At 35.9% G+C, this 24,567-nt stretch carries 15 protein-coding genes and 1 pseudogene; 13 read left to right on the top strand and 3 right to left on the bottom strand.

The window, feature by feature from the left end; all coding sequences use genetic code 11:
* Position 1: 1 nt before the first annotated feature.
* The 4 genes from AC4CUZ_RS02235 to AC4CUZ_RS02220 all read left to right on the top strand — a co-directional run bounded on the left by AC4CUZ_RS02235 (position 2) and on the right by AC4CUZ_RS02220 (position 6,150).
* Positions 2 to 610, top strand: coding sequence for an SLATT domain-containing protein (locus tag AC4CUZ_RS02235; protein ID WP_178904611.1), 609 nt, complete (start codon positions 2 to 4; stop codon positions 608 to 610).
* 15 nt (positions 611 to 625) lie between these two features.
* Entirely contained in the window at positions 626 to 3,907 is a 3,282-nt protein-coding gene (locus AC4CUZ_RS02230) for a type I restriction endonuclease subunit R (RefSeq protein WP_178904612.1), read from the top strand.
* A gap of 1 nt (position 3,908) precedes the next feature.
* Positions 3,909 to 4,649: a M48 family metallopeptidase gene (locus tag AC4CUZ_RS02225; protein WP_178904613.1), complete on the top strand. Its 741-nt coding sequence runs from the start codon at positions 3,909 to 3,911 to the stop codon at positions 4,647 to 4,649.
* A 368-nt stretch (positions 4,650 to 5,017) separates the two neighbouring features.
* Positions 5,018 to 6,150, top strand: a protein-coding gene (locus AC4CUZ_RS02220) for an IS3 family transposase (RefSeq protein WP_490747176.1) whose coding sequence is annotated in 2 segments (ribosomal slippage) — positions 5,018 to 5,270 and positions 5,270 to 6,150 — 1,134 coding nt in all. Because the reading frame shifts where the segments join, the coding sequence is not laid out codon by codon here.
* A gap of 602 nt (positions 6,151 to 6,752) precedes the next feature.
* Here AC4CUZ_RS02220 and AC4CUZ_RS02215 read toward each other — a convergent pair.
* Positions 6,753 to 7,843, bottom strand: a protein-coding gene (locus tag AC4CUZ_RS02215) for an IS4-like element ISAba33 family transposase (protein ID WP_160124087.1) whose coding sequence is annotated in 2 segments (ribosomal slippage) — positions 6,753 to 7,303 and positions 7,303 to 7,843 — 1,092 coding nt in all. Because the reading frame shifts where the segments join, the coding sequence is not laid out codon by codon here.
* A 41-nt stretch (positions 7,844 to 7,884) separates the two neighbouring features.
* Between AC4CUZ_RS02215 and AC4CUZ_RS02210 the strand changes: the two genes are divergently transcribed.
* The 9 genes and pseudogenes from AC4CUZ_RS02210 (at position 7,885) to AC4CUZ_RS02170 (ending at position 22,598) form a co-directional block, all read left to right on the top strand.
* Complete coding sequence (locus tag AC4CUZ_RS02210; RefSeq protein WP_490747175.1) at positions 7,885 to 10,890, top strand: tellurite resistance TerB family protein; 3,006 nt, start codon at positions 7,885 to 7,887, stop codon at positions 10,888 to 10,890.
* The gene (locus AC4CUZ_RS02205) at positions 10,887 to 12,182 is read left to right on the top strand and encodes an ATP-binding protein (RefSeq protein WP_221260596.1); all 1,296 of its coding nucleotides are present in this window, start codon (positions 10,887 to 10,889) and stop codon (positions 12,180 to 12,182) included. The genes AC4CUZ_RS02210 and AC4CUZ_RS02205 overlap by 4 nt, the downstream gene beginning before the upstream one ends.
* Positions 12,154 to 14,406 carry a DEAD/DEAH box helicase gene (locus AC4CUZ_RS02200; RefSeq protein WP_267581543.1) on the top strand — a complete coding sequence of 751 codons (2,253 nt, stop codon included), beginning with the start codon at positions 12,154 to 12,156 and terminating at the stop codon, positions 14,404 to 14,406. Before AC4CUZ_RS02205 ends, AC4CUZ_RS02200 begins: the two co-directional genes overlap by 29 nt.
* A 409-nt stretch (positions 14,407 to 14,815) precedes the next feature.
* Positions 14,816 to 15,948, top strand: a protein-coding gene (locus tag AC4CUZ_RS02195) for an IS3 family transposase (RefSeq protein WP_223235881.1) whose coding sequence is annotated in 2 segments (ribosomal slippage) — positions 14,816 to 15,068 and positions 15,068 to 15,948 — 1,134 coding nt in all. Because the reading frame shifts where the segments join, the coding sequence is not laid out codon by codon here.
* A gap of 84 nt (positions 15,949 to 16,032) precedes the next feature.
* Complete coding sequence (locus AC4CUZ_RS02190; RefSeq protein ID WP_004986921.1) at positions 16,033 to 17,988, top strand: alkyl/aryl-sulfatase; 1,956 nt, start codon at positions 16,033 to 16,035, stop codon at positions 17,986 to 17,988.
* A gap of 306 nt (positions 17,989 to 18,294) precedes the next feature.
* On the top strand, positions 18,295 to 18,888 hold the full coding sequence (locus AC4CUZ_RS02185; protein ID WP_490747174.1) for a TetR/AcrR family transcriptional regulator: 594 nt from the start codon (positions 18,295 to 18,297) through the stop codon (positions 18,886 to 18,888).
* Positions 18,889 to 18,925: 37 nt separating this feature from the next.
* Positions 18,926 to 20,069: pseudogene (locus AC4CUZ_RS02180) on the top strand (IS3 family transposase).
* Between the two features lie 71 nt (positions 20,070 to 20,140).
* On the top strand, positions 20,141 to 21,166 hold the full coding sequence (locus AC4CUZ_RS02175; protein WP_079265503.1) for an IS30-like element ISAba125 family transposase: 1,026 nt from the start codon (positions 20,141 to 20,143) through the stop codon (positions 21,164 to 21,166).
* Positions 21,167 to 21,465: 299 nt separating this feature from the next.
* Positions 21,466 to 22,598, top strand: a protein-coding gene (locus AC4CUZ_RS02170; RefSeq protein WP_223235881.1) for an IS3 family transposase whose coding sequence is annotated in 2 segments (ribosomal slippage) — positions 21,466 to 21,718 and positions 21,718 to 22,598 — 1,134 coding nt in all. Because the reading frame shifts where the segments join, the coding sequence is not laid out codon by codon here.
* 117 nt (positions 22,599 to 22,715) lie between these two features.
* Here the strand turns inward: AC4CUZ_RS02170 and AC4CUZ_RS02165 are convergent.
* Positions 22,716 to 24,089 carry a tyrosine-type recombinase/integrase gene (locus AC4CUZ_RS02165; RefSeq protein WP_267547484.1) on the bottom strand — a complete coding sequence of 458 codons (1,374 nt, stop codon included), beginning with the start codon at positions 24,087 to 24,089 and terminating at the stop codon, positions 22,716 to 22,718.
* Positions 24,082 to 24,567 carry a hypothetical protein gene (locus AC4CUZ_RS02160; RefSeq protein ID WP_178904617.1) on the bottom strand — a complete coding sequence of 162 codons (486 nt, stop codon included), beginning with the start codon at positions 24,565 to 24,567 and terminating at the stop codon, positions 24,082 to 24,084. Before AC4CUZ_RS02160 ends, AC4CUZ_RS02165 begins: the two co-directional genes overlap by 8 nt.

The raw sequence follows: 24,567 nt of genomic DNA, 5'->3' as shown, positions 1-24,567 counted from the left end.
TATGAAACGAGATGATTTACTTAAATGTATTGCGGAAACTGGTTATAACGTAGGTTTTGGGGCAAAGAAGAATCTAGCGACTTATGATTTAGTGGAGAAATTACCTGGCTGGATAAGCTTTGTTTCAATCGCTTTTGGTATTTACTCTTTGGTCTTTGATGCACTTTCAACTAAGTTCCTATCGGCAACATTTACATTGGTTGGCGTAATTGGACTGTATGTCATAATGTATGATGCTAAAAAAAATGAATATAAGACAGCAGGAGATGAGTTGACAAAAATTTATAATCAGTTGAGAACATTATATTATTCAGTCCAAGGTAAAAGTAATAGTGATGATTTAACATTTTTAATTGAAGAGTATCGCCAACTAGAGAATCGGTATTGTTCAGTTGGTTTAGGTAAACAAATGTTGTTCAGTGATTGGTGTGCACACTATAAATTCTTTTGGCAACATCAAATTGAATGGGTTGATGAGCAAAAAAAATTTAATTTTTTTCGGGATAAAGTACCTCTGAGCTGTTATGTATTCTTGATTGTAGTAATCGTTATGGCTATTTGCTTTATTTATAAAGCAAATCTTAGTGCATGTTTCGCAGTTTTATTTTAAAAAATTTGGTTAGGTATGAACGGTCTCTCAATTAAGTTTCAAGAAGAATACAGTGCTAAGATCCCCGCATTAACATTGTTAATGAATTTGGGGTGGTCATTCTTATCCCCATCACAGGCTCTCACTGCCCGTGATGGAAAACAAGACCAAGTGGTATTACGCCAAATTTTACGTAAAGAGCTCTCTAAGCGTACTTTTCCATTCGCAGGCAAAGAATATCCACTATCGCCAAAATCAGTTGATAACTTAATTGCTGAAATATGTAGCCCTGCTTTGAATGAAGGGCTACTGACCGCCAACGAAAAAATGTATGACCATTTGTTCTACGGCATTCCTGTAACTGAATTTGTAAACGGGAAAAAAGTTAGCCCTACGATTCCATTGATTGATTGGCATAACATTCATAACAACGACTTTTCATATACTGAAGAATTTGCTGTCACACGCTCAGGTGGTGTAGATACACGAAGACCCGATATCATTTGCTTTGTAAATGGTATTCCTTTAGGGGTAATTGAAGCAAAACGCCCTGATAGTCAGGCTAAGAAAGGTCCAACGATTAATGAAGGCATTTCTCAGACGCTTCGTAATCAGCGACCTGATGAAATTCCACATCTGTTTGCATATAGCCAACTACTACTTTCTATAAATGGACATGAAGGGCGTTACGGCACATGTAATACCCCTGCTAAGTTTTGGGCAGCGTGGCGAGAAGAAGATATTTCTGATGCAGAGATGTATGCGCTTAAAAATAAGAAATTAACTGTTTCACAAAAACAGAGCCTATTTTCTTATCGTCCAGTCGATGACTTAAATTGGTATGAAAACCTAATTGCAGGTGGAGACTTAGCTGTTACAGGTCAAGATCAACTGCTGATTAGTCTGTTAAAGCCTGAACGACTACTCGAAATGGTTCGCCTCTATACGCTTTTCGATAAGAAAGCAGGAAAAATTGTTGCTCGATATCAGCAAATTTTTGGTATTAAACGACTCATTGAGCGTATTAGTACTAAGAATAGCAAGGGTGGTCGTGAAGGTGGTGTGATTTGGCATACAACGGGCTCAGGTAAATCTTTTACCATGGTCTTTCTTAGTAAAGCTTTGATCTTGCATGAGGCTTTAAAACAATGCCGTATCTTGGTTGTTACTGACCGTGTTGATTTAGAAGATCAACTCAGTAAAACCTTTGTTTCTGGTGGCGAACTGTCAGGGAAAAGAGACAAGCAAAACGCCATGGCGACTTCAGGTAAACGCTTGGCTGAACAAATTGGCAAAGGCACAGAGCGAATCATGTTTTCTTTGATTCAGAAATTTAACTCAGCAACCAAACTTCCTGAATGTGTCAATACAAGTTCAGACTTCATTGTCTTGATTGATGAAGGGCATCGAAGCCAAGGTGGTGAAAACCATGTGCGTATGAAACTCGCACTTCCAAATGCGGCATTCGTGGCATTTACAGGTACACCATTGCTTAAAGATGAAAAGACCGTTAACAAGTTTGGTCCTATTGTTCATGCGTATACGATGCAAAGAGCGGTAGAAGATAAAACCGTAACGCCTTTGCTCTATGAAGAACGAATTCCTGATTTAGATGTCAATGAACGAGCGATTGATACGTGGTTTGAACGGATAACAGAAGGTTTAAATGATCAGCAAAAAGCAGATTTAAAACGTAAATTTGCGAGAAAAGGTGAAATTTATACTGCGGATGATCGTATTCGCCTGATTGCGTTAGATATTGCCAATCACTTTGTGAAAAATATTGATGATGGTTTAAAAGGACAGCTTGCTTGCGATAGCAAGGCTTCAGCGATTAAGTATAAAAAGTACTTGGATGAAGCAGGCTTGTTTGAGTCTGCTGTGGTGATGAGCCCACCTGATAGTCGTGAAGGAAATACTGATGTTGATGAATCGACTACCCCTGAAGTGACCCAATGGTGGAAAGACAATGTCGGCACTCAGGATGAGCAAACTTATACCAAACAAGTGATTGAGCGTTTTGAAAAAGATGATTCGCTTAAATTGCTGATAGTGGTGGATAAGCTCTTAACAGGTTTTGATGAACCTAAAAATGCTGTTCTTTATATTGATAAAAATTTAAAACAGCACAATCTGATCCAAGCAATTGCGCGTGTAAACCGACTTCATCCAATGAAAAAGTTTGGTTTATTGATCGATTATCGAGGTATTTTAAAAGAATTGGATGCCACAATTCTTGATTATCAAGATCTCGCTGCCCGTACCCAAGGTGGCTATGATATTAATGATCTTACAGGCTTGTATACACAAATGAGCTCTGAATACAAACGTTTACCTCGTTTGTATAAAGCGCTATGGGCGATTTTTGATGGTGTAAAAAATAAAAATGATCCAGAGCAGTTGCGCCAAGTTTTAGTCCCACGCATTGAAGAACGTGAGGGTGAGTTGGTTGATATTCACTTGAAAGTACGTGATGATTTTTATGAAGCACTTACAGAATTTGCCAGTTGTTTAAAAGTTGCGTTGCAGTCAGCAACATTCTTTGAAGATAAAAGCTTTTCTGATGCAGATCGTCAGCACTACAAAGAAACAGTCAAACTATTTACAAGCTTGCGTCAGATTGTGAAACGAGATGCTGGAGAGACTATTGACTATGATCAGTATGCTGAGCAAGTCAAAAAACTTCTTGATAAACATGTTGTGGGTATTGAGGTAAAAGACCCTGATGGAGTCTATGAAGTCGGCAAGATGGGCAAAGTGGCGCAACCTGAAGATTGGAGTGAAGAGAAAACACGTAATGAAACGGATATCATCAAAACTCGTGTAACGAAGATGATTGAACAGCAATTGCGTGATGATCCCTATGCTCAGGAGGCTTTTTCTAAACTGTTACGTCAAGTCATTGAAGAAGCAGAGAAAGAATTTGATCATCCATTGAAGCAACACATGCTGTTTAAAGAGTTTGAAGAGCAAGTTGAGGCTCGTCGTTTAGATGAAATTCCTGATGTGTTCAGTGGTAATAAGCATGCTCAAGCTTATTATGGTGTATTCAAGAAACTATTACCTGAAGCATTCTCGATAACAGATCAACAGAATCAAGATAAGTGGATTGAACTCGCTTTCGAGGTTGATCGTTCTGTCATGAGCTCTGTAGCTGAAAACTCAATTAATCCACAAAATATTGAAGCAGATATCCGTAAAAAACTATTACCGCAGATGTTCCGTGAATGTAAATCCATTGGTAGTGGTATGGATCAAGCCAAAAAAATTGTGGAAATGATCGTACAAATTACTCGGGTCGGTTTAAATGGGCTCTAGGATGAATATGCTAGATGAGAAAAAGTTAAGCATCATTTATGGTGATGAAGTTATTGATTTTGATGTGCTTGAAAGTCCTAGCCGTACTGAAAAGATACTGATTAAAGTCTATGCTGATTGTCGGGTAGTTGTATCGGCACCGTTAAATGCAGATGATAAAATAATCATTGAGGCTGTAAAGCAGCGTAGTCGTTGGATCTATAAACAATTACGAGAGTTCCGTGAGCAAAGTAGATTTATCACACCTCGCCAATATAAAAGTGGTGAAAGCCACTTTTATTTGGGTAAACAGTATCAATTAAAAGTGATTCATGATGATACCAAGCCAAAAGGTGTAAAACTTTTAAGAGGAAGATTGGAAGTAAACACCTTGGATATGAGTCTTGAAAGTATTAAATCTTATTTAAATGAATGGTATAGAACCCGAGCAAAAGTCATATTCGAAGCACGTTTGCAACATATTCTAGAACAAGCTTTATGGGTTGAAAATTACCCTGATATTCGTTTGATGACCATGCGAACACAGTGGGGAAATTGCTCCCCATCAGGTGTACTTACGCTCAATCCACATCTAGTTAAAGCGCCTACAATTTGCATTGATTATGTGATTCTGCATGAACTTTGTCATTTGGTTGAACATAATCATAGTGAGCGTTTCTACCAACTATTGAATCAAGTTATGCCTGATTGGGAGGTGGTGAAAGAGAGATTAGATAACATGGCTGTGAAGTTTTTTGAATAGACTTTTGCGTTGAACGACACATCAGTTGTCATTTTCATAAACGATTAATCAATACTTTAGTAAGCTTAACGACATTTGATGACACCTTTCAACGACATGACAGATGTCATTTTTCGCTGAAAACGACACAACCAGTGTCAATTTCTGAAAATGAGTTTTCAAGGTGTTGTTCTATTGCAGCCTATAACCACTATCTTAATTTTACCTTCCTTAGCTGGTTGACTATTTTAGTACCAACATATCTTGTAGTTGGTGTGGGGTGGTTGGTTTGAGTTTACCTGATGTGGGTCTAGGATTTTAGACCACGCCTATAAGTGATAACCTACTCCAAAAACAAGCATGGGAAATGCTTGTTTTTGGAGTCAACGATGACACGAAGAAAACGTCGTAATCATTCAGCAGAGTTTAAAGTTAAAGTTGCTCTCGCAGCAATTAAAGGCGACCACACACTCGCTGAACTTTCTACTCAATTCGATTTAGATCAAAACCAAATAATTGATTGGCAAAATCAACTGCTTGAGCAATCAGTCAATATTTTTTCACGACCAACAGCACAACAAGAACCAGAGATTGACCTCAAAGCTCTACATGCCAAGATAGGACATCAAGCATTGCAAATTGATTTTTTAGAAGGTGCGCTCAGAAAAATAGGGCAGCTGAGCGCCAAAAAATGATCGATAAGACCCATCAACTTTCGGTACGACAACAATCGCAATTGATTCAAATCAATCGCAGTACGTTGTATTACAAGCCCAAAGAGATTTCATCAACTGATTGGAGTTTGATGCGTCTGATCGATGAAATTCATCTCGAATACCCATTTATGGGCAGTCGAATGATACGAGATATGCTACAGCGTCAAGGACATCAAATAGGTCGGCGTAAAGTCCGACGTTTAATGCGCTTGATGGGAATACATGCCTTGTATCCAAAACCCAATACCAGTAAGCCTAATCTTGCACACCGTATTTTCCCATATCTTTTGAAAAACATGGTCATAGATCACTCTAATCAAGTCTGGTGTACAAATATCACGTACATTCCTATGGCTAAAGGCTTTGTCTATCTGTGTGCTGCAATTATAGATTGGCATAGTCGTAAAGTACTGGCTCATCGAGTATCGATCAGTATGGAAACAGACTTTTGCATAGATGCGTTGCAAGAAGCAATTGTGAAATATGGTTGTCCTGAGGTGTTTAATACAGACCAAGGCAGTCAATTCAAAAGCGAGGCATTTTTGAATGAGTTAAAATTGCGAAAAATCCGTATCAGTATGGATGGGAAAGGACGGTGGATAGATAATGTGATGATTGAGCGTTTATGGTGCAGCGTGAAGCATGAGGAAGTCTATTTGAAAGCATACGATACGATTAAACAAGCGAAACAATCAATTGCTGAATATTTGGATTTTTATAACATGATACGTCCTCATTCAAGTTTGAATAAGGCAACACCAAATGAATTTTATGATCAATATTTACTAAAAGTAATGGCAGCATAATTTAAATATTTAGAGCGGATTTATCACTTATAAAAGTGAATTGAGTGGTCTAAGTAACGGAACTATATTACTTTCTGTCAAATAGGTTGCATGAATTATGAATACCGGTAAAGAAGCCGCATACAAAGCCGAACATAATTAGAAGCATTAAAATGTGGACTGCCACCAGTTGACTTTAACTAATGTAGCGATTTCATTTCATCAAATTATACACTTAAATATTTTTTAAGGTATTGTGTTAGATAAGAAAAATGGTTTTTTTAGATAGTTAAATTACTAAGGAGTATTTGAGGATGGTATTTATTGCTAGCTTAGTGATGGGGATGTTCATAATAGCTTTTTTTAGTATAATTTTTTATCTGATCAAACCAGCTACCTTCATGTTTACTCTCAAGAGACAATCAGTTGGTCGACTGCAGATTATTGGTTATTGGATTCTTTATCTATTTGCACTGCTTGTATTAATAGGCATGTTCCAATCAGAAGGTGATTCAAGTTCCAGCCTATTAGGTTTTTTTTTAGGAATGACAATTCAAATCTTATTATGTATTTATAGTTCTAAAGAAAAAAATAATATAAAAGTTCTCTGTACACGACAAATTTCATAGGACCCTTGTCCTATCAGGCTTTTTCTTTCTTAAAATTGCTAGCACTTTCTTAAATTCTTCTTTTTTTCCAAAACCAATCAAACGTAGAATAGCCATTTGAACATAGTCCAAACCGTAGCGAAATAAACTTACTGAAAGTCGTCCATGCTTCTTTATTTTTATCGCTTTTTTTCGATCATGTTGCCATTCACCTGTTAAATAGCACCAACAGAAACCGATAGCTAGCACTGCTATCAATTTCTTGACTCGTCTAGGGTCTGTTAAACGAGTATTTTCAAGATTGAATCCACGTCCTTTGAGACAACTAAATAACGTTTCGATTTCCCAGCGTAATGCATAATCACGAATAGCAGAAGCATTAAACATAGGAGAAACAACAAGTAAAAGTTCTCCATCTTCTAATCGTAGCGCACTAATATACAGTTTCACTCGACCAACCCAAATACGTCGTTTACGACATTCAGTTTGACCAACTTGAAGATGACGAAATAAATCACTAATTTTATGATTCTTGGCTAAGTGATTGGTCACAATAAAGTTTTTTTAACACGTATACAGAAGTTAATGTCATTTTCAATTAACCATGTAAACCATTTCTCACCGATAAATTCTCTGTCTGCAAACACATTCACAATACGATCTTTACCAAAAATGGAGATAAAGCGTTGAATCAAAGCAATACGCTCTTTTGTATCTGAATTTCCACGTTTATTGAGCAATGTCCAAACAATAGGTATCGCTATTCCACGATAGACGATGGCTAACATCAAGATATTGATATCTCGTTTTCCCCATTTCCAATTAGTTCTATCCAAAGTTAATTGGACTTTATCAAATGAAAATATATTGAAAATTAACTGAGAAATTTGACGATAATCGAAATACTGACCTGCAAAGAAGCGTTGTATACGTCGATAAAATGATTGTGGTAAGCACTTGATGGGTAAGGCTTTAGATGCAGAAGAAAGATTACATGTCTGTTTTACAATTAATGCAAGCATAATCAGTGTAAAACATTTTGCATGTGACTTGTTCCACTTTAGATATTTGTTTAAGATGAGATGTAACTCATTGAAATGTGTCATCATATTCGTCGTCAGAAAACAAGTATTATGCCATTATTTCAATGAGTTATCTTTTTTTGTCGTGTACAAAGATAAAAGTTATAAGAAAGGTTGTACCGCCAAACTTACCAGTAATCTATCCATCTAGCCTTTCAGAACTATGTTCAATAAATAGAAGTGAAGAACAATTCACAAAGCTTACTTCTCCAAACGATATTCCTATTGAAACAGAGTCTACATCAGTACTTCTAGCTCAGACAGCTAATCAATCCGAATGGAAAATTGTGTCTTCTACATCTGAAGTTGTTGATTATGAACATATCTTTATTACTCAACAAAAACAGTTGGAGTCTTCTGTCCAAGGGGGCTCTAAACAAGAGGAAGTGTTAAAAAAAAGAGAAACATTTGAAGAAAGACAAAGATTAATCTCTGCACTGAAGACGGTTTTATTATTAAAACAACGGAAAGTATTTGAAGAAAGACAAAGATTAATCTCTACATTGAAAATAGATTTGTTATTGTTAAAACAGCAGAAATTATTTGAAGAAAAACAAAGTTTAATCTCTACATTGAAGTTAGCTTTATTATGTTTAACACAGCAGAGAGCATTTGAAGCAACGCAAAGATTGCAATTAATACAGACTAATACCCCAGTTCAAGATTTACTTAAGGAACACAAAACTTCTTTGGAGGTTGAATCATATCAAAAGAACTTCGAATCAGAACAAAATATCTCACAGTCAGACTCAAGTCAGATTGGAGATGAAGAAAATTTTGTGACATTCCAATTAGAACCTAAAAATGATTTCAATGAAACAATCATCTCACTTATTCCCAAAGTATCTCATTCGATTCTTTCTTCCCATGAGCCTGAGCAATCTTCAAAGAATTTAGAGTCAAATGCTAGCGTAAGCCAGCCAGAATTAAATCAGATTGGAGATGAAGAAAATTTTGTGACATTCCAATTAGAATCTGAAAATCATATAAATGAAAAAATCATACCATCTGCACCAGAGATATATCAGCAAATAGATCCAGTATGGGTTTCTTCAGACAAGAATGTCGAAATAAATGGATTCACTATACATGGTGGAATGTTTTATCTAGGAACTAAAAGGCAATACATTTCTTTCAACACTGAACCTTCTTTTATTGATGTATCATTATCAATTTCAAGTCGTAAAGTAGATATAGCCGAACGTTTAATAGGATATTGGCCTAGTTATACTCATATCTCTCCTAAAGCAAGGCGTGCATATTTGGATTGGTTGGCAGGTGGACGATCTAATCCAATAGCTGATATTGGTTATGTTTTTCTATTTTTTTATGGGTTAGAACGACGTGCTCTAGTAGATGCACAAACAGATTTACAAGCTAAACAAGAAATACCCGATATTATTAAGGAAGTAACCAGGTTATTATCCATCTATGGAAGTAATGGTTCATTTAAAGGTTATGCTTTAAGATTTATAGATTATGTGTCTTTTGATACGGTTGTTGCACAAAGCTATTTGAAACAACCTTCTGAAATATTGAATACTCCATATGAACTTCCATTAAGTTATCGTATAGCATTAGGACAACTGGTAGTTGATAAATATCCATTACCGGTAGATTGGGCACTTGCTTGGGTTTTAATAGACCGTAATATTAGTAAACGAACACCAGTAACACGTTGTGCTGATTATTTTGCAGCTTTATTCAAACAAAACTATCAGGCTACTTATGGTAATGGTTTTGTACTTTCTCCCAATCGCACTAAGCTTAAGCTTACCTATTTCCCCGCATCATCTGCTATTTCAAGAAACTTATCAAAAAATATCGATGATCTTCCTGATGTATCTGCAGTATCAAAGCATATTAAAAAGTTACAGGCATTAGTTGATCAGACTACAGAACAGTTAGAACCTTATAGTCGTTATCTTGGGCGAAATCCAGATTCTGTGAGTACATCTGATGTTATTTTGTTTTTACCAATAAATCTTTGGCCTGAAAAGTTAATAGCTGTGATTGAAGAGTTTAAGGAAAAAACCTCGCAGAATCCATTAGCTATTGAGTTGAAAACCTTTTTGATGAAGTTGGGCTGTAATGTGCTGTTATCTCGTAATCAATTTGTTGAACTGGTACGTAACCTAGAAAATATAGGATTAGGGATTGAGCCCGATATATTTATTGGGTCAAAAGCACTAAAGCCCGATGAGTTGATAGTATTGTTTAAAATAAGAAATACCAATGTTAATTTTAGGACTGAACCAGCTTATCATGTGGCGAATGTAACTTTGGACTTGGCAAGTGCTGTGGCTTTAGCCGATGGAAAGATTTCTGAAATAGAGCTTGAATTACTAAAGCGTATAATAGAATCTTGGGTGCATTTAAGTCCTGAGCAACACGAGCGTTTAAAAGCATTTTTACAACTTAAGATTAAACAACCTAGTTCTTTGATGAGTTTAAAGAAAAAATTAGAATTATTATCAGGTGAAAATAGAAGATCTATAGCTCAAATTCTGGTTCAATTGGCTCAAGTGGATGGGGTGGTTGAACCTGCTGAAGTGAAACTTTTGGAGCGAATCTATGTGGTTCTACAATTAGAGAAACAACAAGTTTATAAAGATTTGCATGTTTCATCTACGAACATACAACTTCAGCCAACGAGAAATGTTTTTACTACATCTGATAATGCAACCAAATTCAAATTGGATGTTGAACGTATTGCTAGTCTACAAAAAGAAACTGCACTTGTTTCTAATTTGTTGGCAAATGTTTTTGTAGATGAAGCAATACAAGCAGAGACAGAGATAGCAATTGAGTCAGAAGTTGATGAACAACAGAATAATCATAGTTTATTAGGATTAGATATTGATCATTCAGCATTCCTACATCGATTGATCACCCGTCCTCAGTGGAGTCGAGATGAATTATTAAATTTAGCAGCTGATTTTGATTTGATGTTAGATGGAGCCCTTGAAAATATTAATGAGTCAGCACTTGATAATCTGGGTGAACAGATTATTGAGGGGGATGATCTTTTAGAAGTTAACCAGAGTTTATTAGAGAAAATAGAAATATGAGTACGATAAAAGCAAAAGATAGAGATGCTGTTATCCAATCACTACGTGCAGGAGTTGTACCTCGGATAGGGCAACATCTTATTCAAGTTGGTCGTGTGAAGGAAATTGAAGCTCTTATTCAAAACATTGATCGTATTGCTGAGGGTGGAGCGACATTTAAGGTTGTTATTGGTGAATATGGTGCAGGGAAAACCTTTTTTCTAAATCTTATTCGAGCAATAGGCATGGAAAAAAAGTTAGTCACTATGCATGCAGATTTAAATCCAGACAGAAGGCTTTATGCTTCAGGAGGTCAAGCACGCTCTTTATATGCTGAACTAACTAAGAATATGTCCACACGAACAAAACCTGATGGTGGAGCATTGCAAGGGATTGTTGAGAAGTTTATTGCTCAGGCTAAATCAGAAGCTAAGTCTTCCGGAAGGACTAATGAAGAAGTTATTCATGCACATCTTGTTGAATTAACAGAAATGGTTAATGGTTATGATTTTGCAGAAGTAATTGCAGCATATTGCAAAGGTTTTGACGAGGGAAATGAACAACTCAAAGCTGATGCAATACGTTGGTTGCGTGGAGAGTTTTCCACTAAAACTGATGCTAGAGCAGCATTAGGCGTACGAACAATTGTTGATGATGCATCAATATATGATCAAATTAAATTACTTTCCCGTTTTGTTCGCTTAGCTGGATACAGTGGTTTACTAGTTTGTCTTGATGAGTTGGTTAATTTGTACAAGCTTTCAAATACACAGGCACGTAATGCGAATTATGAGCAGATCTTACGAATCCTCAATGATTCATTACAAGGTACTGTAGAGGGGTTAGGCTTTATTTTAGGTGGAACCCCAGAATTCCTATTAGATACACGTCGTGGGCTTTACAGTTATGCTGCTTTGCAATCTCGTCTTGCAGAAAACTCCTTTGTACGTTCAGGCTTAGTTGATTATTCTGGACCAGTTTTAAGGTTATCCAGTCTTACTCCTGAAGATTTATATGTGCTGATGCAAAAGATTCGTCATGTATATGCATTGGGTGATCAACAAAAATATGGTTTACCAGACGAAGCTATTCCTGCATTTATGGCTCATTGTGCCACTCGTCTAGGAGATGCTTATTTCCGCACTCCTCGGACAACCATTACTGCCTTTATTAACTTGTTGTCTGTTCTTGAGCAAAACCCCGGAATTGATTGGAAAGAGCTTATAGGTGAGTTACAAATTGAGGTAGACCATGGCGGAGTTTTTGAACATGCTGTAGAGGGTGATGATGAATTTGCCAGCTTCCAACTATGAACAATCTGGATTTGAATTACTTGATAGACGTATCCAACAATGGATTTGGTCAGAAGGTTGGTCAAGTCTAAGAGATGCTCAAAACCAAGCAATTCCAGCATTGATTAGTGCTAATCAGGATGTGATTATTGCTGCTGCTACAGCCTCTGGTAAAACAGAGGCTGCTTTCTTTCCAATTTTAACGCACTTGTTGAATGAAGATAATAATAAAGGAGTGGTACTGTATATCAGTCCATTGAAAGCTCTTATTAATGATCAATGGGATCGCCTTTCAGACCTTTGTGAAACATTGGATATACCAGTTATTGGCTGGCATGGAGACATCGCGCAATCCAAGAAGCAAAAATTTTTGAAAAAACCCCATGGAATATTATTGATCACTCCTGAATCTCTAGAGGCCTTATTTGTTAATCGTGGAACTTCTGTTGCAGGTCTTTTTACTAATCTAAAATATATAGTAGTAGATGAATTGCATGCCTTCATAGGTGTGGAAAGGGGAAAGCAACTTCAAGCATTAATGCACAGAGCTGAATTAGCTTCACAGAAAGTTGTGTCACGAGTAGGGTTGTCAGCAACTCTCGGTGACATGAGTTTGGCGGCTGAATTTCTTAGGAATAAGAACCCTGAAAGAGTCAAAATTATTGTATCAAGAAATCAGGGTCAGACACTCAAAGTTCTTGTCAAAGGTTATATCAATACCGTGTCTGTAAATGAAAAAGATGATTCTAAATCCTCAATAGATGCATCATTTCAAATAGGTTCTACACAAGCTATCGCTAAACATCTTTATGCCTCATTAAGAAATACAAGTAATTTGATTTTCCCAAACTCACGTCAAGAAGTAGAAAAATACTCTGATTATCTTCGTCATTTGTGTGAATTAGATAAAACTCCGAATGTTTTTTGGCCTCATCACGGCAATTTATCAAAGGAAATAAGAGAGGAAACCGAAAAAGCTTTAAAAGACAAGTCACGTCCAGCAACAGCGATTTGCACTACCACTCTTGAGTTGGGTATTGATATTGGTGCAGTCCAAAGCATTGCTCAAATTGGCTCTCCACCTTCAGTTGCGAGTCTTCGTCAGCGGCTAGGTCGCTCGGGTAGAAGAAAAGGTGAAGCTGCTATATTAAGAAATTATTGTATTGAGCCTGAAATTACAGATAAGTCTGGTTTTTCTGATTGTATTCATGAAGGGTTATTACAAACTATAGCGATGATTGTTCTTTTGATAGAAAATTGGTTTGAGCCTCCTCAAGCTAAAGGGCTTCACGCTTCAACACTAGTTCAGCAAATACTGTCAGTCATCGCTGAAAAGGGTGGTGCGAGTGCTAATGATTTATGGAGTATTTTGGTTGAAACTGGACCCTTCTCAAATATAGAAAAGCATGATTTTATAATATTGCTTCGATATTTAGGTCAAAAAAAGCTGATCACTCAAGAAAGCTCTGGACTATTGTTGCATGGTGAATTAGGAGAAAAGTTAGTAAATCACTATGAGTTTTACAGTGCTTTTATTTCCAATGAAGAATATCGAATAGAGTCCAACGGAAAGTCCCTTGGTTCGATTTCACTTAAAAATCCGTTGACTCCTAATATGGGGTTAATTTTTGCAGGACGTAGGTGGCGTGTACTAGAAATTAATTCAGAAGCCAAAATAATAATGGTGATGCCGGACAAAGGGGGAGCTATTCCTTATTTTGAAAACACTGGTACAGCTATGGTACATAGTAGAATTCGACAAAGGATGAAAGAAATACTCTTACATAGTCAAGAGATTCCATTTTTGGATGCCACAGCACAAAAAATGCTGGCAGAAGCTAGGGAATATTTTCGAGTATCTAATTTAGAGAATACCTTTATAAGGGAAATGGGTGGAAGTACTCTTCTGTTTACATGGCAAGGGGATAGGGTGAATAATACGCTAGTATTGATGCTAGGATCATTAGGGCTAGATGCTTCAAATGAAGGTGTACATATCTGCATTTCAAATTCAAAAAAATCTATACTACATGCTACTGTCAAGAAATTACTTTCTAACGGGATTATAACGCCTGCTCAATTATTGAAAGAGGTTAAAAACCTTGAAAGCGAAAAGTGGGATTGGGCACTTCCGAAGACTGTTCTTGATAAATCTTATGCCTCGGTTGCTTTGGAAATTGAGTTGGCTATGGATTTTCTAGTAAAAGTTTTAGAGGAAACTAATATTAATAAAGTATGCAATTAAATTTCTATAGCTATCTATATTTAGAATTTGGGTAGTTATTTAGCTAAGGGTTCTCTTGGTCAAATTTTATAATGATTTATTTATAAGTTAGCAACTCCTTTTATATTGTATAGAGATGGCTCCGTAAATTTGAACAACACCTATAAGGGCTTTGTTGCATAAATATGTAAGCATCTGATTTAAATAAATTTAATTTTGGATCAAAAAATAATCAAAACTTTTAAAATCATATAGTTATGAAATCTTTGTGCAACAAAGCCCATCAAATTTATTAACAAGATCTTGAATCTGCTTTTTTCTTTCTGCTAAGTTGATCACTTTAGAGGTGGATCAGGAAATTTGAACAACACTTATAAGTGATATTTTGCTCCCCAAATGATGTTATAAACATCAATATATGGAGTATTTTATGGCACGTAGACCAAGAAGAAATCATTCAAATGATTTTAAAGCTAAGGTAGCACTTGCTGCGATTAAAGCAGAAAAAACACTTGCTGAATTGAGTGCTGAATTTGATGTTCATCAAAACCAAATTATCGACTGGAAAAATCAACTGATTTCAGCTTCCTCGCAAGCTTTCGATCAATCAAAAGCTCCAACAGAACCACCCATCGATCTAAAAAAACTACATGCAAAAATCGGTGAGCAGGCATTAGAAATTGATTTTTTAGAAGGTGTGTTGAAGAAACTGGGCCGCTTCAACCACAAAAGTTAATCGATGACTCACTTCAGATTTCAGTATCTAAGCAAGCTCAGCTGCTGAAAGTCTCCCGTGGTTGTTATTACTATCGCCCAAAACCTGTGAGTGCATCAGATCTGAAGCTAATGCGGTGTATGGATGAGTTACATATGCAATACCCTTTTGCAGGTAGCCGGATGATGCGTGATTTGTTGAATCGTCAAGGACATCATATAGGACGACGTCATACACGTACTTTAATGAAGAAAATGGGCATTAATGCGTTATATTGCAAACCAAATTTAAGCCAGGCTAATCAAGCTCACCGCAAATATCCATATCTGCTCAAAGGATTGGCTATTCAGCGCAGTAATCAAGTGTGGTCTACGGATATAACGTATATCCCTATGGCAAAAGGCTTTGTTTATTTATGTGCTGTGATTGATTGGCATAGCCGCAAGGTACTTGCGCATAGAGTATCGATTAGTATGGAGGTTACATTTTGCATAGAAACATTAAATGAAGCTATTGAAAAATATGGTCGACCTGAAATATTTAATACAGACCAAGGCAGTCAGTTTACCAGTGATGCATTTATTGATGTATTGAAATCAAATGGCATTCAAATCAGTATGGATGGTAAAGGTCGATGGGTTGATAATGTGATGGTTGAACGATTATGGCGGAGCGTTAAATATGAAGAGGTGTATCTCAAAGCCTACAGCAATGTTTTGGATGCGAAGAAGCAATTAAACGCATATTTTGAATTTTATAATTTGAAACGACCTCATTCGAGTCTGGACAAAATGACTCCAGATGAGTTTTACTATGACCAGCTACCACAACAAAATAAGGTAGCTTAACTAGAGCAGAGTATCACTTATAAATAAGCTTTTAGTTGTTCAAACATGTGGGACCACCTCTATATTTTGAAAAAAGGAATGACAATGAAAATTAAATTTTTAACAGTCTCATTGATGTTTATTTTGCCATTTTCTGTTTTGGCAGCAAATGGGCAAGTCGAAAAAGCGGTCATTGAATCAAATAATGCGTATAAAACGAAATATAATTTAGACGATATGACTGAGTTTAATCATGCGCAAAAAGGTTTTATTGCTAAGCCAACCGGTCAAATTAAAAGTGAGAAAGGCAATGTGATCTGGGATTTTGATGCATTTAATTTTTTAAATGATCCAGCACCAAATACTGTTAATCCTGCGCTATGGCGACAAGCAAAGCTAAACAACAATGTTGGTCTATTTAAAGTGACAGATCGAGTTTGGCAAATTCGTGGTTTTGATTTGGCAAATATGACCATTATTCAGGGTGATACTGGCTGGATTATTGTGGATACATTAACCTCCAAAGAAACGGCAGAAGCAGCACTTAAATTTGCTAGGCAGCATTTAGGTGAGCAAAAAATTTCAGCCATTATCTTTACCCATAGCCATATCGATCATTTTGGTGGGGCGTTAGGGGTTCTTTCTAGTGACGAAATTAACGCAAGAAAAACTCCAATTATTGCGCCACAAGGTTTTATGGAAGAAGCGACCAGTGAAAATGTAATGGCAGGTTCAGCCATGATACGTCGTGCGACTTATATGTATGGAACTTTTTTACCTAAGAATGCCGAAGGATTGGTGGATACTGGTTTAGGTAAGGCTGTTGCTGTGGGAAAAATGGGAATCCTTGAGCCTACACAACTGATCACCCAAGCAGAACAGAAAATGAGCATTGATGGTTTGGATTTTGTGTTCTATAACGTGCCGGGTTCAGAAGCACCTGCTGAATTAACATTCTCTATTCCATCACTGAAACTTTATAATGGCGCAGAAATTCTTTCGCATACCATGCATAATCTTTATACCCTTCGAGGTGCTAAAGTACGTGATGCCTTAAAATGGGTGGGCTATTTAGACCAAGCAATGCAGCATGCCAAAGCATCCGATGTATTGATTGCACAACATCATTGGCCGGTCTGGGGCAATGACAATATTCAAGATTTTATTAAAACCCAGCGAGATGTTTATAAATTCACTCATGATCAGACGGTAAGATATATGAACTCTGGTTTTAATGGTGCTGAAATTGCCGAGAAAATTCAGCTTCCAGCGGCACTTGATCAAAAGCTATATGCGCATGGCTATTATGGAACCTTAAAGCATAATGTAAAAGCGGTATACCAATACTATATGGGATGGTTCGATGCTCATCCTTCCAATTTAGATCCTTTACCGCCTAAAGCTGTTGCAAAAAAATATATTGAGTTAGCAGGTGGAGAGAACAATGCATTGAAAAATGCGCAGGATGCCTATGCTCAAGCTGACTATAGATGGGCTGCCGAGATTTTAAAACATATTGTGTTGAATAACCCTCAAAACCAACAAGCGAAAGACTTATTGGCAAATACTTATCGTCAATTGGGCTATGCTGCTGAGGCTTCGACTTGGCGTAATTTCTTTTTGGTGGGCGCTCAAGAGTTACAGAATAATGTACCACTACAAAATACCTCTGATCCGAGTGATTTATTGATTCACACGCCAACTGAAAGATTTCTTGAAGCCATGGCGACAAATTTAGATGTGGAAAATTTAAAAAATGAAAACCAGTGTATCAATCTGGTTTTGTCGGATACCCAAGAGAATTTTTCATTATGGGTTGAAAACTCAGTCATGCAGTTTAAACGTCATGATGACAGTAATGGTTTGGCATCGGATTGCCCAACATTAACCGTAACCAAGCCCTTATATCTAAAAATGATTACAGGTCAAATAGAAGGGGTAAAAGTCCTGCTTTCTAAAGACAGTAAAGTCAAAGGCAATCCATTGAAAATTGGAAAATTCTTTACAATGTTTAAACGTCCAGATTCAATTTTCCCAATTGTGACTCGACCAAATGGTTAGGGGGGAAATAACGAAACTTAAATGTGTAGGCTTAGATCAATAGCACAGAATAAAATGGGAGAACTTATAGACTCAGTTCTCCCATTTTTTATATCAGTATTAAAAAATATTTAGACATTTTAAGTAGGTCTATTTTCATTAGAGAATTTAAAAGAACAAGTCTCTTTATCAGCTAAAATATTATTTGGTATGACTGAACTAGGATTATATCCACATTGATGTATTCGGGAACTCGTATTAGCTTGAATTGTGAATTAGATAAGGCTCATCTATAATTAAATTCTTGCGTGTAGAAAATAGAGAAGTATGTCATCACAATCTCAAGTCGCTTCTACTCAGGTGACAAAAAGGCAAACCAAGCCAGCAGAAGTCCGAATTGATGAGCTGATGAATGCTGCACAAACGCTTTTTTTAGCAAAAGGCGTTGAAGCCACCACGATTAGTGAAATTATTGCCAGTGTGGGCGTTGCTAAAGGGACCTTTTATCATTACTTTGAATCGAAACAGCATATTGTTGAAGCCTTAAAAAAACGTTATATCGATTTTTTTATCGCGGCCTTAGACACAGCTGTTGCAACATGTGATGCTGAAGATTGGGTCAGTCAATTTAAGGTTTGGATCTCTGCCAATATACAAACCTATCTCGAAAGCTATGCTATACATGATATTGTTTTTGGTGCACATCACCATGAACGAAAAAATAATGAAAAAAATATGATATTGGAACAACTGCTGCAAATCTTAAATGGAGGGCAGCAGGCGGATATTTGGCATTTAGAACAGCCAAGATTAACCGCTTTGTTGATTTATTCAGGTGTACATGGGGTTGCAGATGAAGCAATTGCCAATCAACTACAAGATAGAGATGGATCCGTAAATTTGAACAACTCCTATAAGTGATATTCTGCTCCTCAAATGATGTTATAAACATCAATATATGGAGTATTTTATGGCACGTAGACCAAGAAGAAATCATTCAAATGATTTTAAAGCTAAGGTAGCACTTGCTGCGATTAAAGCAGAAAAAACACTTGCTGAATTGAGTGCTGAATTTGATGTTCATCAAAACCAAATTATCGACTGGAAAAATCAACTGATTTCAGCTTCCTCGCAAGCTTTCGATCAATCAAAAGCTCCAACAGAACCACCCATCGATCTAAAAAAACTACATGCAAAAATCGGTGAGCAGGCATTAGAAATTGATTTTTTAGAAGGTGTGTTGAAGAAACTGGGCCGCTTCAACCACAAAAGTTAATCGATGACTCACTTCAGATTTCAGTATCTAAGCAAGCTAAGCTGCTGAAAGTCTCCCGTGGTTGTTGTTACTATCGCCCAAAACCTGTGAGTGAATCAGATCTGAAGCTGATGCGCTGTATGGATGAGTTACATATGCAATACCCTTTTGCAGGTAGCCGTATGATGCGTGATTTATTGAATCGTCAAGGACATCATATAGGACGACGTCATACACGTACTTTAATGAAGAAAATGGGCATTAATGCGTTATATTGCAAACCAAATTTAAGCCAGGCTAATCAAGCTCACCGCAAATATCCATATCTGCTCAAAGGATTGGCTATTCAGCGCAGTAATCAAGTGTGGTCTACGGATATAACGTATATCCCTATGGCAAAAGGCTTTGTTTATTTATGTGCTGTGATTGATTGGCATAGCCGCAAGGTACTTGCGCATAGAGTATCGATTAGTATGGAGGTTACATTTTGCATAGAAACATTAAATGAAGCTATTGAAAAATATGGTCGACCTGAAATATTTAATACAGACCAAGGCAGTCAGTTTACCAGTGATGCATTTATTGATGTATTGAAATCAAATGGCATTCAAATCAGTATGGATGGTAAAGGTCGATGGGTTGATAATGTGATGGTTGAACGATTATGGCGGAGCGTTAAATATGAAGAGGTGTATCTCAAAGCCTACAGCAATGTTTTGGATGCGAAGAAGCAATTAAACGCATATTTTGAATTTTATAATTTGAAACGACCTCATTCGAGTCTGGACAAAATGACTCCAGATGAGTTTACTATGACCAGCTACCACAACAAAACAAGGTGGCTTAACTAGAGCGGAATATCACGGCAGAGTAAAACTTGAAGTGCGACATAAACCACCTAATTAATTTAAAGGGTTTATGGAGTATATAAAATTGTCATACCATCATCTTAACTTTGAAGATCGTACTGCATTAATGCTTGAGTCAAGAAAAGAAGGCTTTTCAGCCAGAAAATTTGCTGAACTTATTAAAAGACATCCTAGTACGATCTATCGTGAGCTTAAAAGAAATAGCATCAATGACGTTTATCAAGCTCGATATGCTTCTGATAACACTTTTGCTAGACGTAGACGTGGTCACAGAAAACTCAAAATCGATTCAATCCTCTGGAAATTTATTGTTGAAGCGATCCGTTGTTTATGGTCTCCTCAGCAAATAGCAAAGCGTTTAAAGACATTTCCTGATTTGGATCAAACAATGAATGTAAGCCATACAACGATTTATTCAACGATACGAGCATTACCCAAGGGTGAGTTGAAAAAAGACTTATTATCCTGTCTACGTCATGAAAATAAAAAGCGAAAAGCTAACGGTGAACCTAAAAAAGATTCTATATTACAGGATATTAAAACTATTCATGAGCGCCCAGCCGAAGTTCAAGAAAGAAAAATACCGGGTCATTGGGAAGCTGATTTAATTAAAGGTAAAGACAATAAAAGTTCGATAGCAACACTTATTGAACGAAATACACGGCTCTGTATCTTGGCAACATTACCTGATGCAAAGGCAGAATCAGTGCGCAAGGCTTTAACTGAAGCTCTGAAATATTTACCTGCAGAACTGCGTAAAACGTTGACCTATGACCGTGGACGTGAGATGTCAGAACATAAAATACTCGAAGAAGATTTAGGCATAGATGTATATTTCTGTGACCCACATTCACCCTGGCAAAAAGGCACATGCGAAAATATGAATGGTTTAATTAGGCAATATTTACCTAAAGGGATTGATTTAAATCAGGCAGATCAGCATTATTTAAATCAAGTTGCCATGTCACTGAATACTCGTCCTAGAAAAGCGTTAGATTGGCTTACACCATTAGAGAAATTTGCTCAGCTTGTTGATTATCATAAGACTTTTCAAACTGTCGCACCTCATGTTTGAATTCGCCCACTTATAAATACGCTTTTAGTTGTTCAAACAAGTGGGACCACCTCTAGATAGCACAGATTTTTCTCAACAAATTGCGCTGCAATATTTAAAAATGCTCCATCATGATGGCTGACTTTCACTATGACCTTGAATCATATAAATCGCTTCTCGTCTGATATTCTTTTATTATCAATTTTAATTAGAACCCTAAACGATGCATTTTAGAGGTGGATCAGGAAATTTGAACAACACTTATAAGTGATATTTTGCTCCCCAAATGATGTTATAAACATCAATATATGGAGTATTTTATGGCACGTAGACCAAGAAGAAATCATTCAAATGATTTTAAAGCTAAGGTAGCACTTGCTGCGATTAAAGCAGAAAAAACACTTGCTGAATTGAGTGCTGAATTTGATGTTCATCAAAACCAAATTATCGACTGGAAAAATCAACTGATTTCAGCTTCCTCGCAAGCTTTCGATCAATCAAAAGCTCCAACAGAACCACCCATCGATCTAAAAAAACTACATGCAAAAATCGGTGAGCAGGCATTAGAAATTGATTTTTTAGAAGGTGTGTTGAAGAAACTGGGCCGCTTCAACCACAAAAGTTAATCGATGACTCACTTCAGATTTCAGTATCTAAGCAAGCTCAGCTGCTGAAAGTCTCCCGTGGTTGTTATTACTATCGCCCAAAACCTGTGAGTGCATCAGATCTGAAGCTAATGCGGTGTATGGATGAGTTACATATGCAATACCCTTTTGCAGGTAGCCGGATGATGCGTGATTTGTTGAATCGTCAAGGACATCATATAGGACGACGTCATACACGTACTTTAATGAAGAAAATGGGCATTAATGCGTTATATTGCAAACCAAATTTAAGCCAGGCTAATCAAGCTCACCGCAAATATCCATATCTGCTCAAAGGATTGGCTATTCAGCGCAGTAATCAAGTGTGGTCTACGGATATAACGTATATCCCTATGGCAAAAGGCTTTGTTTATTTATGTGCTGTGATTGATTGGCATAGCCGCAAGGTACTTGCGCATAGAGTATCGATTAGTATGGAGGTTACATTTTGCATAGAAACATTAAATGAAGCTATTGAAAAATATGGTCGACCTGAAATATTTAATACAGACCAAGGCAGTCAGTTTACCAGTGATGCATTTATTGATGTATTGAAATCAAATGGCATTCAAATCAGTATGGATGGTAAAGGTCGATGGGTTGATAATGTGATGGTTGAACGATTATGGCGGAGCGTTAAATATGAAGAGGTGTATCTCAAAGCCTACAGCAATGTTTTGGATGCGAAGAAGCAATTAAACGCATATTTTGAATTTTATAATTTGAAACGACCTCATTCGAGTCTGGACAAAATGACTCCAGATGAGTTTTACTATGACCAGCTACCACAACAAAATAAGGTAGCTTAACTAGAGCAGAGTATCACTTATAAATAAGCTTTTAGTTGTTCAAACATGTGGGACCACCTCTCTTTTAACTCTTAGAGGTACTAAATATCGAGTAAATATACTATAAAATTAATTAGCTTAATCATTTAAATTTTCATAAATTTTAATTAACTCAATAATTAAATTTAATTCATTCGAAATATCTGGTTGTGAAGACTCTTTACTTAAAGCTTTTAGTTTTTCAATAATTAACTTTAAAGAAGCTTTTTTGGTAAATAAGTCAGAAATATTATGCTTACGAATAAAGTCTGAAAGGGCTAAATGAACATAAGGTTTAACTGATTCAATAGATGAATGTCCAGTCCATTCTAATAGTTCTAGAGTAAGAAGTTCAGTATTAGTTAGTAGTTCATTAAGGACTTCTGGATTTTTATTAGAATAATCATTTAGTATGCATTTTAGCTGCTCAGTAATAAATCTATGTCTAAACATATGAGCCATAGCATCTCCAGTAACTCCTGAATTTTTTTTCCAGGAATTAATATAAGTTGTTAATGTATCAGGTGATAATGGCTTGCCATTTTTATGATTAATGAAAACATAATCATGATCTTCTATATTTAATTTTTTTATTATAGATGTTCTATATTTTCTTATATATGAATTTAAATTTAATAGAAAAATTCTAGGAACAGGAATATAACGATAAGTATTATCAAATAGCTTCTTCAAATTAAAGATTTTAAGACTTGGTGAGATATCCGTGCTTTTTAAAGCATTTTTTACGTCACTGACTTTTAATAGTAGTACTTCTGATCTGCGTGCTCCAGTTTGTTCTAAGGTTTCAATTAAACATAAGTTACGAATTCTTAATGCTTTATCATTATGATTTCCAATAAATTCTTTTAATGTTTCTATTTTTGAATCGGAGATAGGAAATCTTCTCTTTAGGGGACTTTTATAAGGAAAAGATAGGTGGTCATAAGTCTTGTTCTTATGTTTAGTTCTTAAATTAGCATAATTTGATTTTTTTTCAAAAACATATATAGCATTAAAGCTATCTGTACCTATAAAGTATTGGAGTTTATATATTTTTTGTATAAAAAAAAGGAATTTTATACATTCTCTCCCAATCTTTATAACTTGATTATTTTCCCGCTTTCTTTGATTGGTTTTAGGATCAACTTCAATAATTAAAGAATTAATAAATTCTTTAAATAGATTATCATTAAGGCTAGAGAAAGAAGGTATAGTCTTTTTATTATAGAAGCAGAATTTAACTAAATGATATATATTGTTAGCATATGTTCTTAATGATCCTCCACGATGCTTTTGCGATTTACTTAATTTAACTTGTTCGAGCATGTAGCAATTAGCCTCAAAACAAGGTATCCCATTAGGATAGTAAATCATAGGAATAGAGCCTTTTTTAAAGAACTTAAGCTCCTCATCAATTATAGAGTAATAATTAAAAAGTATAAAATTATCAATCAGTTGTATTGAGTTATTCATGCGGATCTCCTTGGGTGTAACCAAGTAAGATTTCAATTTCTTTATTTTTGATTTTAAAATCTTCAATTAGTTCAGAATTTCCACTTTTGTAAGCATAATCATGAAGTTTAGACATTAGTATTATTACTAATTCGGAAAGTTGTAAGTTTTTAACTTGCAGATTATAAATAACTGTTTGCTCATTTTTTCTAGAATTATTATTTTTTTTGATATTTTCAATTGATCTCTTCGCATTAAGTCTATAATTATTTAACTCTAAATAACCTCCATTAATTAGTTTGTTAGCTTTATTTACATGGGTGTTAATAGATAGAGAAACTATATTTAAATTTTGATCTTCAAATTTTGCAAAATTGATTTTTGACCTAAGGATATTTCTATAATGTCCATTATTATATTTATTTGGATTTTCGATAATATCTTTTAATAGCGAAATTTCATTTTCAAAAGATTTTTTTAAAATTTCAGAATTAAACAT

Source organism: Acinetobacter sp. 789_lipA (assembly GCF_058242845.1).
This window is presented reverse-complemented; position numbering and strand designations above follow the sequence as displayed.